The sequence below is a fragment of the Roseimicrobium sp. ORNL1 genome, from assembly GCF_011044495.1.
Taxonomy (GTDB): domain Bacteria; phylum Verrucomicrobiota; class Verrucomicrobiia; order Verrucomicrobiales; family Verrucomicrobiaceae; genus Roseimicrobium.
The window spans coordinates 6,788,858-6,803,508 of record NZ_CP049143.1 but is presented as its reverse complement, the minus strand read 5'-3'; the positions used below and the strand labels follow the sequence as shown (position 1 = coordinate 6,803,508).

Sequence of the window (14,651 nt, the reverse complement as noted above, 5' to 3'; positions counted from 1 at the left end):
CCACGAGAGTCAGTGGTTATTGAAGATTCTTTCAGTTGAGGCTCTCGTGCTGAGGGTTGAAATTTTCAAAACAACTGTATTTTCCATGATTCCCATAGCAAAGGGTAATGAACGTACCACTTGGCCGCGACGTGACGAGCCGGGGACGGCATTCTTATGGCCTTCGATTGCCTGCCTGATTGCCCTAATCGCGTTTGGTGCCCAGTGGTGGGATAACTACCGGTTGCGCGAGCAACTTCGCACGACTTCTGCCCAGCATACCGCAGCCTTGGAGAAGCAGGCTGTGGTCATCCAATCAATTCAGAGTCAGCGACATGAGGAGCGTCGTCTCATTGAGCAGAACTGCCGTGCGCAGGTGCGCTGGATGGCTGAGATGAGGGATTCTTTTACGAATCTGAATGAGGCTCAAGTGAAGGCACAGGTGGTGGCCCAGCAACTGAACGACGAACGCCGCTACAACCAGTGGAATGCGCAGTCCATCGTCTCCGTGTTCAACTCAGCCGCATCGGCCGGAGCGCCCTGGCGGGGCAAGTCCCGGGACGCGCTGGTGGAGGAGGTGCTGGCTGGCATGACTCCGGTCGCAGGCCCCTTCGCCGGTAAGACTTTCCGAGTGCCAAATTTTTCACTGGAGGAGGCTTTCCTCTGCGCGCCCTTCATCGCTCTGGACGCTGAAAAGGGGTTGGTTTACGATCAGAGCGGCAGGCAACCGCTTCCGAACGAGGGCTCAACGCTGGTTCCGATTGCCGCGAGGAAGGCAGACAGGAAACGGCTGACTGGAAACCCCTGACGCCCGGCAAGGTGGCGTGAGGGTGGGGTACCCGGCTCACGGAGAACCTTCCGCCATTTGCAAACGGGGCCGCACGATGCATGCTGTGCGCCCCTATGGCAGAAATCAGCAAGACGTATACGCCGAGCGAAGTGGAACAGCGCTGGTACCAGCGCTGGCTCGATGACAAGTGTTTCGAAGCAGACCCGGCGCGGGTCAGCGACAAGCGCCCGGCGTACTCCATCGTCATCCCCCCGCCGAACGTGACGGGCATCCTGACGCTGGGCCACGTGCTGAACAACACCATCCAGGACATCCTGGCCCGCCGTGCCCGCATGCTGGGCAAGGAAGTGCTCTGGCTGCCCGGCACCGACCACGCCGGTATCGCCACGCAGAACGTGGTGGAGCGCGAACTGCGCAAGGCTGGCGCCATGAAGCATCGCGATGACCTTGGTCGTGAGGCACTGGTGAACAAGATCTGGGAGTGGAAGGACAAGTACGGCGGCATCATCCTGCAGCAGCTTCGTGCCTTGGGCGCCTCCTGCGACTGGTCGCGCACGCGCTTCACCATGGATGAGCACTACTCGAAGTGCATTTCCAAGGTGTTCGTGGACCTTTACAAGAAGGGCTTCATCTACCGTGGCAAGCGTATGGTGAACTGGTGCCCTGCCGCCCTCACCGCGCTCAGTGATGAAGAGGTGGAGATGAAGGAGCAGAAGGGCTTCCTGTATTACTTCAAGGTGGAGGTGGTGGAAGAGCCCGGCACCTGGCTCACGATCGCGACCACGCGTCCGGAAACGATCCCTGGTGATACCGCCGTGGCCGTGAACCCGAAGGATGAGCGCTATGCCCATCTCATCGGCAAACACATCCGCCGTCCGCTGCCCGTGGAGAATCAAGCGCCGCTGCCCATCGTGGGAGACGAGCACGTGGACTTCGAATTCGGCACCGGCGTGCTGAAGGTGACGCCTGCTCATGACAAGGCAGACTATGAAATCGGCCTGCGCCACAAGCTGCCGATCATCGACATCATGCAACCCAATGGCGTGATGAATGAGCTCGCGGGCAAGGACCTTGCCGGCGTGGAGCGTTTCGACGCACGTAAGAAGGCCGTGGCCATTTTGACCGAAATCGGCGCCATGGTGAAGGAAGAGCCGCACACGAACAACGTGGGCTACTCTGAACGTGGTGGCGTGCCCATCGAGCCCCGCCTGAGTGAGCAGTGGTTCCTCAAGTATCCGAGCCAGAAGGAGTCACGTGATGTGGTGGCCAGCGGCGAGATGAAGTTCTTCCCCGATCGCTGGGCAAAGGTGTACGACCACTGGATGGGCAACCTCCAGGACTGGTGCATTTCGCGCCAGGTGTGGTGGGGACATCAGGTGCCGGTGTGGTACCACAAGAGCATCCATCCCGAGATCCTCAGCAAGCCAACTTCCGAGTGGGCTTCCTATGGCGACAAGATCCACGTGGGTGTGGAGCCGCCTGCGGATCCTGAGAACTGGGTGCAGGATAATGATGTGTTCGACACGTGGTTCAGCTCGTGGCTGTGGCCCTTTGCCACCATGGGGTGGAATATGGATGGTGAGCAGGATGCGCAGAATGCCACGCTGAAGGCCTTCTACCCCACCACGGATCTCGTGACGGGACCGGACATCATCTTCTTCTGGGTGGCCCGCATGATCATGGCCGGCTTCGAGTGGATGGGCGAACTGCCGTTCAAGAACGTGTACTTCACCGGCATCATCCGCGACAAGCAGGGGCGCAAGCTTTCCAAGTCACTAGGCAATTCCCCGGACCCGCTGGACCTCATCGCCAGCTATGGCGCGGATGCCCTGCGCTTCGGCACGATGAAGAGCGCGCCGCTGGGTGCGGACATTGTCTATGACGAGAAGAACGTGGAGCTGGGCCGCAACTTCTGCACGAAGCTGTGGAACGCCGTGCGCTTCCGTCAGATGCAGGAAGATGGCGCTTCCGCCACGGAGCAGGAGATCAATCCCGAGTACCTCAGCAATGATGACAAGTGGATTCTCCTCCGCCTCAATGCAGCCATCCGTGAAGTGAGCGCCGCGCTGGAGGAGTATCGCTTCAGCGATGCCACCGCTGCGCTGTATCGCTTCTTCTGGAGCGAGTATTGCGACTGGTATGTGGAGGCCAGCAAGGCGATCCTGCAGGGCGAAGATGCGCAGCGCAAGGCGAACACGCTTGCGGTGATCGACTTCGTGCTCGGCAACACACTGCGCCTGTTCCATCCCTTCCTGCCCTTCATCACGGAGGAGCTGTGGCATGGCATGGGCTTCAATGAGGACATGCCGGAGGACCAGGGTGGCAAGAGCATCATGTTCGCCCCCTGGCCGAAGCCGCTGGATGAAGATGAACTCGCGCACTTCGGCATCTTGCCGGAGGACGAGCAGGGCGCCGCGAACAAGTACGAGACCGTGAACCTCGGTCGCAACCTGCGCAGCACCTACAACATCGCGAGCAACAAGCGCGTGCGCTTCGTACTCAAGCCGAATACGACGCTCACGGAAACGGACATCGAAGTCCTGCGCATCCTGTTGAACGCCGAGCCTCTTCACGTGGAGTCAAACTACACGGCTCCGAAGGGCACGCCCACCGCGCTCACACCGCTGGGTGAACTCTTCCTTCCGCTGGAAGGCCTCATCGACGTGGATGCCGAGCGTCAGCGTCTGACGAAGGAACTCACGAAAGCCCAGGCCGAACTCGACAAGGTGCGTGCCAAGCTCGCCGATGAAAACTTCGCGAAGAAGGTGCCCGCCAAGGTGCTGGATGAGCATAAGCAGCGTGAAGCGGACTGGGCTTCGCAGTTGGAGAAGCTGAAGGGGATGCTGGAGGCGCTGGGTTAGGAGAGAATCAGAATGACGGAGGCGCGGGTCGTGAGACTCGCGCCTTTGTTTTTGGGACAGTGTTCCATTCCGGCGTGCGAAGCACCCTGGACTGCGGCAGCCTGCTGCCGCTTTCTAGAGTCCACAGCCTGCTGTGGCGATGGTGATGCTTGCTTGTGGTGTCGCCCTACATGAGGTTTATTTGGCGGCTTCGCCGCAGTGAAACGCGCAGCAGGCTGCGCTGTGAGAAAGCGGCAGCAGGCTGCGCGCAGTCCAGGGATGCTTCGCATCAAAGCTTCGGGCGCTGGGTGATGGATGATTTCTAGGTGGCGCGTCCGGATTTCTTCCCTACTACTTCCGCGTTGTCTGCCGCCCCCACATCATCGCCCCGGGTCTCGTTGTCTGAGTTGGATGCTGCCATTGCCAGCACGCGCTCACATTTGCTGTCGTTGCGCAATGCGCAGGGGCACTGGGAAGGGTATCTCTCCAGCAGTGCGCTCTCCACGGCCACGGCGATAGTGGCCTTGCGTCAGGTGGATGCGGTGAAACATGAGTTCGCGATTGCACGGGGTGCGGCCTGGCTGGTGAAGAACCAGAATGAAGATGGCGGCTGGGGAGACACGACGATCAGCAAGAGCAACCTCTCGACCACGCTGCTGTGCTGGAGCGCGCTGAAGATGTTCGATGGGCAGAGCGATATCGCGAACGAAGGCGTGGCCATTGATCGCTCGAATCACTGGATTGCCTCGCGCGTGGGCTCGCTGGATCCGGAGGATCTCGCGGAAGCAGTGGTGGCGAGGTATGGGAAGGACAAGACCTTCTCCGTGCCCATCCTGATGCTGTGTGCGATTTGCGGCACGCTGGGGGAAGACCGTGAGGCGTGGAGCAAGGTGTTGCCGTTGCCCTTTGAGCTTGCTGCGATGCCGAGGGAGTGGTTTGGCGCGATTGGGCTGCCCGTGGTGAGCTATGCGTTGCCCGCGCTCATTGCGATTGGACATGCGCGCTTCGTGCATGCGCCGCCGGGCAAGTGGAATCCGCTGCGGGTGATTCGCGGGGCGTTGTGGAAACGCATCTATCCGATGCTGAAGACGCTGCAGCCCAGCTCGGGTGGTTATCTGGAGGCCACGCCGTTGACGAGCTTCGTGACGATGGCGCTCGCGAGTTCAGGGGACAAGGATCATCCCTGTGTGCCTGCTGCGGTGGAGTTTTTGCTCAAGTCGGAGCGTGAGGATGGAAGCTGGCCGATTGATACGAATCTGGCGACTTGGGGCACGACGCTGGCGACGAAGGCGCTGCTGGGAGGGGAGCAGGAGAATGAGCAAGAGCAGGAGCAAGAACGGGCTGCGCTGAGGAAGGAATTGAGACCGGTGCGTGAGTGGCTGTTGAAGCAGCAGTACCGCGAGGTGCATCCTTTCACGAATGCCGCACCGGGTGGATGGGCATGGACGGATCTTCCTGGAGGCGTGCCGGATGCGGATGACACCAGCGGCGCGCTGGTGGCGCTCGCGTATCTCTGCAGCACGGAGGAAGAGAGACGTGAAGCGCTGCCTGCGGCTGAGGCGGGCATCACCTGGCTTCTGGATTTGCAGAATCGCGACGGTGGCATGCCCACCTTCTGCCGTGGCTGGGGCACGCTGCCGTTTGATCGCAGCACGCCGGAGATCACGGCGCATGCGTTGCTTGGTGTGAGCCTGTGGATGGACCACCTCAAGCCAGATCTCCTGAATCGTGTTCACGACTTTCGGGGTGCTTGTATCTCCTATCTGGGTGCGAGTTCTGCCGTGGCCGATCATAAGGCAGGATGGATTCCTCTGTGGTTTGGCAACGAGCATACTGCTGATGAAGACAATCGAGTCCTGGGGACGGCTCAGGTGGTAAAGGCACTTGTGCATTCAAAACTGGCGCGCCCGGAACATTGGGCGCGCCATCTGGTTCCCGATGAGGATGCTTGTGGGGCTATGGCTACGAGGATGGTGCGTACAGGCAGCCAGTATTTGCTGCAACAGCAGCAGCCATCAGGAGGCTGGGGTGGCGATATGAATACGCCGTCGAGCATTGAGGAGACAGCTCTTGCCTGTGCAGCATTGGCAGCGGCTTATGCGATCATCCTTGACGATGCCAAGGTCGAATTGCTCATGGAGATCGAACGCGCGGAGTTGGAGGACTATCGCAGCCGTGTTCGTCACGCCATCGAGCGTGGTGTGGCGTGGTTGCTGAAAGAGACGCGCCACGGCAGGGAGTTTCCCTCCGCGCCTATCGGGCTGTATTTCGCCCGCTTATGGTATCATGAAATGATATACCCTGTGACGTGGTCACTGGGTGCACTCAAGGCAGCGAGAGATGTGCTGGCGAGGAGGTAGGGTGGGAACTTTCTCGGAACGAGTCCAATAAGTCATCGGCGTCTTCGCCGATCTCGTGTTGGAGTGGCGTGGGTCAAGGAGCGGGAACGCCTCGTTCCCGAACCCCTGACGTGTTCACCACTTCGCCTGGTGCGTGTGACGTCATGTGATAGGCCGGAGTGTCGCTGCGAGCTCCACGGGGCAGTGTGGCGTTGCATGCGACACGCGCTTGTGAAGGTCACCTCAGTCGTGCGGGAACGAGGCGTTCCCGGTCCTTGGTTCGGTGCGACGCTTTCTCAGTGGGAATGTATGCTTGGGCGTTGCTTGGCGGGTATCGTCAGGCCGGAGGCCTAACGACCGCTGTCAGGCGGGGACGCCTAACCTCCTAGAGGAGGGTGCTGTCGTCCTGACGCTCAAGCTTGCCGACCTTCTTCTTGATGATCTCGATCTGGACGGTCATCTCATGCAGGGCCTTGATGCAATCGCCCATGGTTTCGGAGTCATTGAGGCTAGGCAGGGCGGGATGGATCTTCATGAACTGAAGCGCGATGTTCTTCGCGGCTTCGCGGATCTGGGCAATGGCGGCGGGGCGGTCCATGAGGGAATACGGTGGAGAGTCGGGCGTGAATGATACGAAAGTATTCAGTAGGTCAGTAGACAGTATTCAGGTCGAAACCTGTGGGGTGGACAGCCCGGACGGAGTCCAGACTGAATACTGGCTACTGTACACTGGTTACTCTTTCGGGCTCACCGAATGAAGTAACTCAAATTCTCCAACTCCACCGCGAGGTCCACGTTGTTCACGACCACGTTCCTCGGCACTTCGAGCACCACGGGGGAGAAGTTCAGCACGGCCTGGATGCCGGCTTCGACCATGGCGTTCACCACTTCCTGCGCGTGGGTGCCGGGCACGGTGAGGATGGCCATCTTGATCTGGTGTTCGCGGATGAAACTGGTGAGACCAGTGGCATCGAGAAGCTGGGTCTTGAGGCCTTTCACGCGGCGTGGGTCGGGCTTGGTGTCGAAGGCGGCTACGATTTCGAAACCCTCCTTCTGGAACCCGCCGTAGCGGAGCAGAGCGGCGCCGAGATTACCCACCCCGACGAGGATGACCGGCTGCAACCGGGAGCGGCCCAGCACTTCGCCAATCGCGGCGCTGAGACCCGCCACATTGTAGCCAAGGCCTCGCGTGCCGAATTGTCCCAGATGCGTGAGATCCTTGCGGAGCTGGGTGGATTTCACACCGGCAGCCTTCGCCAGCGCCTCAGAGGAGACGGTCTCTAGATGATTGTCCTTCAGGCGGGTAAGGCAGCGCTGATAAATGGAAAATCGGTAGACGGTTTTGCGAGGGATTTCGGGCTTGGGCACTTGTGATTTTTCACAAGGATACGAGAGAAGTCAAATTTCGGTTGCTGCGCCGATTGGGCGACACGGTGGCGGAAACACCCGGAAAAGACGGGCGCTGGGGGCAAGTTTGATCCTTGATTGCGAGTGCCGAAAATCAGGCAAAACCAGCCAGGCTCGAGGCACTGCTGGTGCCGAAGGCGTCGGTCTCCATGCCCAGCTTTTGCAGCATCGGGACGAAGAGATTGCACAAGGGCGTGTTGTTCTTTGTGTCCATGGCGATGTGCTGGCCATGTTTGAAGCCGCCGCCGGCGAGCAGGGTGGGCAGGTTGTGCCAGTCGTGGGAGTTGGCATTGCCCAGGTTGCTGCCGAAGAGGACCATGGTGTTGTCCATCAGCGAGGACGAGCCTTCCTTCTTTGCCTTCAGCGCGCTGAAGAGGCCGTTGAGCGCACCCATCTCCGCACGCTCCACCAAGCGGAGCTGCTCGATCTTCTGGGGGTCCTGCCCGTGGTGGGAGAGGTTGTGGTGATCCATGCTCACGCCGGGAATCTCCGGCACATCCCCGCGGCCTTGAATCAGGATCGTGATCAGGCGCGTGCTGTCCGTCTGCAGTGCCAGAGGCACGAGCTGGAACATTAAGTTGATGCGGCCAATCAGGTCCTTCTCGCTTTCGATGTCCTTCAGCGGCGGCACATCCACCTTCGGCTTGGGCTTGTGCACCCAGTCGCCGGCCTTCACGAGGCGCTGCTCCATCTCGCGTACGGAGGTGTAGTACTCGTCCAGCTTCTCGCGGTCGGCGGCGCCCACACGCTTTTCGAAACGCTTCGCCTGATCACGCACAGCGTCCATGATGCTGCGGCCTTCCTTGAGCTTGCGCATCTGGTTGTACACCTCGTTGGGCGAGCCATCGAGGAAGAGGGAGGCGAAGACCTTGGACGGGCGTGCTTCCGCTGGAATCATCACGCCACTGCGGGTGTAGCTCTGGCTGTTGTTCCCTCCCGTATTCAGCACCAGCGAAGGGAAGCGCGTTTCAAAGCCGATCTTCTCCGCGACGAACTGATCGATGGAAATGGTATTGCGGAAGCCACCCAAGCCAGGATGCCGGGCGCTGGTAAGCCACGTCATCTCAGACGCATGACCATCACGTCCGCTCTGCTCCGGGTGGGAGAGGCCGGAAAAGACAGTGAAGTCATCCCGGTGCTCCTTCAGGAGATCGAGATACGGCGTGAGCGCATAGTCGCGACCAGCGGCCGTGGGGAAGAAATCTGGACCGTAGACACCGAGTGCCGAGCACACCGTGACCAGACGCTTCGGCGGCGGCGCATCCGCTGCGAGCATGGACCGCGACCACATGGCATCCAGGAAAGGCAGCGCGAGCGAGATGCCGGAACCACGCAGGAAAGCGCGGCGGGAAAGAGGGGCTGGCGCGGTCATGGTATGAAAAGGAGAATGCAAAATGAAAAATGAGAAGTGAAAAATGCAAAATGAACTGAGTTACTGAGAGCGTGCGCCTTTGGAGTTTGCTTTTGCGGTAACGATTGATTTGGCAATGATGTTCATCAGCTGGAAGCACTCATCGATGAGGGCATTAAGCTTTGCGGGTGGGAGCAGCTTTGCTTTCACAATGAGGCGGAGCCAGACGCGGGATTCACGAAGCTCCTTGAGAACGATGCCAAGTTTGTGAACGAAGTCGGCTCGACTCTCTGCGGCACATCCTTCGGAATAATTCGGAGCAGGAGAGGTGCCGCAACGGATTAGTTGTCCCGCAACGTGTCTGCCCATCCGTGTGTCCGGCAACGCGTCGACGACAAGTCCGGTCCGAGCCGCGAAATCAAGCAGCCGCTCCTCGAGGGCGTCCCACTCCGCTTGTTTGCTCTTCACTCCATTTTTCATTTTTCACGTTTCATTTCTCATTTTGCATTCCGAAGATCATTTGTTCTGAAACGTGCTACTCAGCACTACTTCTGTCACCAGGGTGCGCAGACCGCCGCCCTGCTGGTTTGTTTTTTGCACGATGTCGGCCACTGCCACGCGGTCGGTGAAGGTGATACCAGCGCCCGTGGCGTAGGTGAGGAGTTTCTCCGCGATGCAGCGCTGGAGATCGGCGGGCTTGTCCAGAATCAGCTTCTTGAAGTCGCGGATGCCGGTGAAAGCGCGGCCGTCCGGCAGTGCTCCGGTGGTGTCCACGGGCAGGGCCAGCTTGTACTGCCACACGCCGCGGTTTTCGATTTTCGTCGCGGGGCGCTCACCCTTCTCCTTGCTGCGGTAGCGATCGCGCACGCCTCCAATGACGTCGAAGGACTCTAGCGCGAAGCCAGCAGGATCGATCTTGCTGTGGCAGCCCATGCAGGATTCCGCATGACGATGTTTGTCCAGCAGCTCGCGAATTGTGGTGGCGCCACGCGTGTCGGGCTCCACGCTGCCGACCCCGGGCGGGGGAGGCGCGGGCGGATCGCCGAGCAGGCGCTTCATCACCCACGCGCCGCGCAGCACGGGAGAGGTGACGGTGCCGTTCGCGGTGATCTTCAGGATGCTGGCCTGGGTGAGCACGCCGCCGCGCACGCTGTCTGCGGGAAGGCTCACACGCTGGAACTGCTCGCCACGCACGCCGTCGATGCCGTAGTGCTCGGCGATGCGTGAGTTCAGCATCGCGAAGTCGGACTGGATGAAATTCGTCAGTGGGAGATTTTGTGTCAGCACCTCGCGGAAGAAGGCTTCCGTTTCGGCAATCATCGCGCGCTTCAGCATCTCATCGAACTCAGGATACAAATTCGCGTCCGGCGAGGTGGCATCGATGCTGCGCAGGTCGAGCCATTGACCGGTGAAGTTCGTGACGAAGTCACCTGAGCGCTTGTCCTTCAGCATGCGTTCCACCTGCGTGCGCAGCGTGGCGGGCTGGGAGAGTTGCTTGGCGGCGGCCAGCTTCAGCAGTTCGTCGTCCGGCAGCGTGCTCCAAAGGAAGTAGGAGAGGCGCGAGGCCAGCGCGTAGTCGTCCAGCTTCCCGGGTGCTTCACTGAAGAGGAGGAAGGGCGTGGAGGTCAGCACCCCGCGAATGCCAAGCTGGGCCGCGTACGAGAAGCTTTCACCTTTCGTGAGGGACTCCTGCGCCATCTGCACAAAACCATCCACCTCTCCCGCTTCCAGAGGGCGGCGATAGGCGCGCGTGGCGAAGGATTCGATCACCTTCTTCACCTCGGTCTGCGGATCCGCGGGCTTCACCTCATAGGTCTCCGGCTTCTTCTGCTTCGAGTTGTCGACCGTCTTCACGTTCTCCGCGCCGAAGAGCTTCACCACCGAAGCGGGTGGCCACACCTGGGATTCCAACGGACCCTCCACTTCCACCCACTGCACGTTCAGACCGCGACCCTTGAAGTCCTTGGTCGTGTCGTAGTCATTCAGGCGCTTGCCGTCTTCGTCGTAACCGACTTTCGAAGGAGTGAAGAGCAGGTGCTCGCCGTTCTCGATGCGCGCGGTGAATTCCACGATGCGCGGCTTGTCCTCAGGGAAGTCAAACTGCGCCACCAGTCGCTTCGTGCGGAAGTTGTTGCCGTAGAGGCGGAGGTTGATGTCCTTGCCCGCGCTCTGGTAGGCCTGGGCGGAAACCTTGATGCGGTAGGTGCCGGTACGCTTCACGCGGAACTGACCCAGTCCCAGCATGTAGTCCGCATCGGTGAACATGGCCACGCCATCCGGCAGAATCCGGAACACCTGGCGCGAGCGGCTGTACTTTTTCTTCGGGTCCGTGGGTGGTTCGTCCGGCAGCTCCAAGTTCTTCTTGATGCCATTCTCGTCCTTGTAGCTGTAGTGCCCCTTGATGAGCTCGGGACGTTCTTTCGGTGACATCGCCGCTTCCAGCGCTTCATCGGCAGCTTCGAGATACTTCTCCAGTTGGAGTTGTGAAATGCGCAGGCCTTCCGCCACCGTGTCGAAGCCATGGGCGGGGGTGTCTTCCGGCAGCAGGTTCGCCAGAGGAATGTCGATGCCCAGCAGGTCCTGCACGGTGCGCTCGTATTCGTTGCGATTCAGCCGGCGCAGCACCGTGCGTCCGGTGATTGCTTGTTGTTTTGAGCTGACCTCACGCAGAGGCTTTGACACCGAGGCGAGGAACTCGGCCACCGTCTTCGCGTCGGGCCGCTCGCTCTTCTTCGGAGGCATCTCGTCCTTGCTTACACGGTCGTGGATCTTCACCCACAGGTCGAAGTTCTCCCGCGTCTCCGGGTTCCAGGAAATCGCCGTGAGATCGAGGCCGCCCTTCTTCACGTCGGCATCGTGGCATTCCGTGCAGTTTTGGCCGAAGAAGCCATCCACCCCCGGTTTGGGTGGGGCAGCTTGGAGCAGGCAGGGCAGACTCAGGGTGGTGAGGCAGAGAGCGCGGAGCATCGTCGGGTGGATATATACGGAACCTCAAATGCCGGACGAACGCAATTCTCATTGCACCGGCTTTCCGGCGGCCCCCAGCATCTCTTTCACCACGGGGGACAGGAGCGCTGCCAGCCGGGCGTAGCCCGTCGCGCTGAAGTGGGTGCCATCCAGCGTGCAGTCTGCCCGCCAGCGATCTGCATCATCCACCATCGCCTCATATACAGGCAGTACGCGCACAGCATCCGGCCACTTGGCCTGCGTGAGCAGTTGGTTTGTTTCCTGAATGCGGATACGCAGCGCGCTTTTGGGTTCCATCCCGCTGGGGGGAATGGTGAGCAGCAGTATTTTGGACTGTGGCATCTTTGCTTGCATCATCGCCACTGCCTTTTGGGTGGCGCGGAACACCTCGTCAGGCTTGTCGGGCGGTTCCATGCCCAGGTTGTTGGTGCCCATGAGCAGCACCACGAGCTGCGGCCTCGCCCGGCGGAAGTCGAGGCGCCGGATGCGTTCCAGGATGTGTTCGGTGCGGTCCGCCGTGAGGCCGAGGTTGGCAGCCTTCAGTGGGGCGAAGTGCATGTCCCAGTCCGCCTTACCGGTGTGCTCCCAGAGTTCCGTGAGTGAATCGCCAATGAAACAGATCCGGCAGGGCTGATTGGTCAGGATGCCCTGCTGCGTGCCGACACGACGCAGCCAGCCTGGCTCGAGAATGGGTTGGGGGTGATCGGCCGAGCGGTTGACTGGAGCTGTGGGTGCCTGACCGTAAGCTCCCAAGGCCACCACGCACGCTACGATTTGAACGATGAAATTCGCTTGGCGCATCCACGGCATCCCGCGATGATGGCCACACCATGCGCTACTGGCTACTCAAAACCGAACCTGACGTTTTCTCTTTTGATGACTTGAAGAAGCGCCCCAAGAAAACCGAGCCTTGGAACGGGGTGCGCAATTATCAGGTGCGCAACATGATGCGGGACGACATGAAGGTGGGAGACCTGGGGTTCATTTACCACTCGAGTTGTGAAGTGCCCGGTGTCGCCGGCGTGGTGCGCATCTCCAGCGAAGGCAAGCCTGACCCGACCCAGTTCGACGCGGAGAGTGAGTACTATGACAAGGGAAGCAAAAAAGAAGATCCGCGCTGGCTGCTCGTCGATGTGACCTGGGAGGCGGACTTCAAGGATTTTGTGACGCTCACCGCGCTGCGGGAGGAGCCCCGCCTCACGGACTTGATTACCCTGCGCCGCGGCAACCGCCTTTCCATCACGCCCGTGGAGAAGAAGCACTTTGACCTCATCTGCAAGATGGGCGGCGCGAAGCTGAAGTGATAGAATATTTGTCATGAGAGGACGCATCGTCCGGTCTCTCGCCTGCGCGGTGCTGCTGCTGGCGGGTCTGGCTTCCTGCGGGCCGGCGAAGCCTGATGCCGCCTCAACGCCCAAGGGTCCGGTGAGGTGGGAACTCTTCGGCAAAGAACTGATCGGTCGCTGGAAGGAGGCAGAGATGCTGAACTCCGGAGGCGTGCAGCAGGAGACGGATGGCTACACGCTGAAGGCCGGCTCGCCGATGACTGGCATTGTGTTTCCCACCTGGGAGAAGGATGGCTTGCCGCTCACGAGCTACCGCGTCACTTATGAAGCCATGCGGGTGAGCGGGAAGGATTTTTTTGGCAGCCTGACTTTTCCTGCCGGGGGAGTGGAGAGGTGCGTCACCTTCGTGCTGGGAGGCTGGGGTGGCTCGCAGGTGGGCATCTCCTCCATTGATGGTTTGGATGCCAGCATGAATGCCACTGGCAGCGCGCAGAAGTTTGAGGATGGCAAGTGGTACCGCATTCGCATTGAGGTCACGCCTGAGACCTTGTTCGTCTGGCTCGACGACCGCTCCCTTGCCAAAGCGAACATCGCCAAAGCAGACCTCAGCCTGCGCTCCGGGGAGATTGACCGGTGTGTGCCCTTTGGTTTCGCCAGCTATGGCACAGAGGGGAGGATTCGGAACTGTACGGTGGAAGCCCTGAGCGGCAGCCCGCCCTGAAGATGCGTGCTTCAGCACGGTTGCCGTTCTTGGTGATTGACCTGCGTCCGACTCTCCGCAACCATGCGGCACCCTGGAATAGGGAATTGCGACAATCATGAACTGGTTTTACGCGGAGAACGGTCAGCAGAAGGGTCCTGTCTCGGATTCGGATTTGGCGTCGCTGGCCGAATACGGCACGCTCAAGGCTGAGACGCTGCTCTGGCGTGAGGGCCTGCCTGACTGGCAACCGCTGAGCAGGGTGCGGCCAGATCTGATTTCCACCTCGGGTGCGCCGATGCTCGGCGGTGTGGCGGTGCCGGAGCAGAACAAGGATCTTTTCGTGCAGCAGATGCGCGAGGGCGTCATCGGGGAGATTACGGCCCCTGGCGCCATGCGCTACGTCGGCTTCTGGTGGCGCCTGTTGTCATGGATCATTGACTACATCATCCTGCTCGTGGCCCAGCAGGTCGTTCAGCTGGCGGGGATGTTCATGATTGGAGCGGTCGGGGCTGGACTGGGCGAAAGCAGTGCCGCGGGCATCTTCAGTGGCATCGCCATGATCGGCGTCTTCCTGTTTTCCATGGCACTGAACGCCTGGTATCACACCTGGATGGTGGCCCGCTTTGGCGGTACGCTGGGCAAGATGGCGCTCGGGTTCAAGATCGTCACCATGGATGGCATGCCGCTCCGCTGGCCGCGTGCCCTGGCGCGCTGGGCTGCCAGCGGTGTCCTGAACCACATCATCTGGATGATCATCCTGATGGTCCCCCTCGTCCTCATCTTTGTCATCGGCATGGGAGGTCTGCAGAATTTCAGGAATTTGGAGGAAAGTCCGGCATTCGCCTTCTGGGGGATTGGGCTTTTCGTGGCGTTTGTGGTGGGGTTTATTGCGGGTGGTTTCCCGTGGTGGATGGCAGGCTTCGACAGCGAAAAGCGCGCCCTTCATGACCGTATCTGCGCGACGCGGGTGGTGTGGAAATGAGAATGAC

The 14,651-nt window shown here is 60.3% G+C and carries 12 protein-coding genes; 6 read left to right on the top strand and 6 right to left on the bottom strand.

The window, feature by feature from the left end:
- Window positions 1–85: 85 nt before the first annotated feature.
- From G5S37_RS27310 to G5S37_RS27300, 3 genes are all read left to right on the top strand, one after another.
- On the top strand, window positions 86–787 hold the full coding sequence (locus tag G5S37_RS27310; RefSeq protein WP_165208619.1) for a hypothetical protein: 702 nt from the start codon (window positions 86–88) through the stop codon (window positions 785–787).
- Between the two features lie 95 nt (window positions 788–882).
- Window positions 883–3,630: a valine--tRNA ligase gene (locus G5S37_RS27305; protein WP_165211941.1), complete on the top strand. Its 2,748-nt coding sequence runs from the start codon at window positions 883–885 to the stop codon at window positions 3,628–3,630.
- A gap of 341 nt (window positions 3,631–3,971) precedes the next feature.
- Window positions 3,972–5,969 carry a prenyltransferase/squalene oxidase repeat-containing protein gene (locus G5S37_RS27300; protein WP_206026168.1) on the top strand — a complete coding sequence of 666 codons (1,998 nt, stop codon included), beginning with the start codon at window positions 3,972–3,974 and terminating at the stop codon, window positions 5,967–5,969.
- A gap of 364 nt (window positions 5,970–6,333) precedes the next feature.
- On the opposite strand, the gene G5S37_RS27295 is transcribed toward G5S37_RS27300, so the two are convergent.
- The 6 genes from G5S37_RS27295 to G5S37_RS27270 form a co-directional block, all read right to left on the bottom strand.
- A complete protein-coding gene (locus G5S37_RS27295; protein ID WP_165208615.1) occupies window positions 6,334–6,546 on the bottom strand; it encodes a hypothetical protein in 213 nt (70 codons plus the stop codon).
- Window positions 6,547–6,695: 149 nt separating this feature from the next.
- Window positions 6,696–7,316, bottom strand: a complete 621-nt coding sequence (locus G5S37_RS27290; protein ID WP_165208613.1) for a redox-sensing transcriptional repressor Rex — start codon at window positions 7,314–7,316, stop codon at window positions 6,696–6,698.
- Between the two features lie 133 nt (window positions 7,317–7,449).
- Complete coding sequence (locus G5S37_RS27285) at window positions 7,450–8,727, bottom strand: DUF1552 domain-containing protein (RefSeq protein WP_165208611.1); 1,278 nt, start codon at window positions 8,725–8,727, stop codon at window positions 7,450–7,452.
- Between the two features lie 60 nt (window positions 8,728–8,787).
- A complete protein-coding gene (locus G5S37_RS27280; RefSeq protein WP_165208609.1) occupies window positions 8,788–9,186 on the bottom strand; it encodes a four helix bundle protein in 399 nt (132 codons plus the stop codon).
- 36 nt (window positions 9,187–9,222) lie between these two features.
- A complete protein-coding gene (locus tag G5S37_RS27275; protein ID WP_165208607.1) occupies window positions 9,223–11,673 on the bottom strand; it encodes a DUF1592 domain-containing protein in 2,451 nt (816 codons plus the stop codon).
- Between the two features lie 48 nt (window positions 11,674–11,721).
- Complete coding sequence (locus G5S37_RS27270; protein WP_165208605.1) at window positions 11,722–12,474, bottom strand: GDSL-type esterase/lipase family protein; 753 nt, start codon at window positions 12,472–12,474, stop codon at window positions 11,722–11,724.
- 29 nt (window positions 12,475–12,503) lie between these two features.
- On the opposite strand from G5S37_RS27270, the gene G5S37_RS27265 reads away from it, so the two are divergent.
- The 3 genes from G5S37_RS27265 to G5S37_RS27255 all read left to right on the top strand — a co-directional run bounded on the left by G5S37_RS27265 (window position 12,504) and on the right by G5S37_RS27255 (window position 14,644).
- Window positions 12,504–12,977 carry an EVE domain-containing protein gene (locus G5S37_RS27265; RefSeq protein WP_165208603.1) on the top strand — a complete coding sequence of 158 codons (474 nt, stop codon included), beginning with the start codon at window positions 12,504–12,506 and terminating at the stop codon, window positions 12,975–12,977.
- A gap of 13 nt (window positions 12,978–12,990) precedes the next feature.
- The gene (locus G5S37_RS27260; RefSeq protein WP_165208592.1) at window positions 12,991–13,680 is read left to right on the top strand and encodes a hypothetical protein; all 690 of its coding nucleotides are present in this window, start codon (window positions 12,991–12,993) and stop codon (window positions 13,678–13,680) included.
- A gap of 97 nt (window positions 13,681–13,777) precedes the next feature.
- On the top strand, window positions 13,778–14,644 hold the full coding sequence (locus G5S37_RS27255; RefSeq protein WP_165208590.1) for an RDD family protein: 867 nt from the start codon (window positions 13,778–13,780) through the stop codon (window positions 14,642–14,644).
- Window positions 14,645–14,651 lie beyond the last annotated feature (7 nt).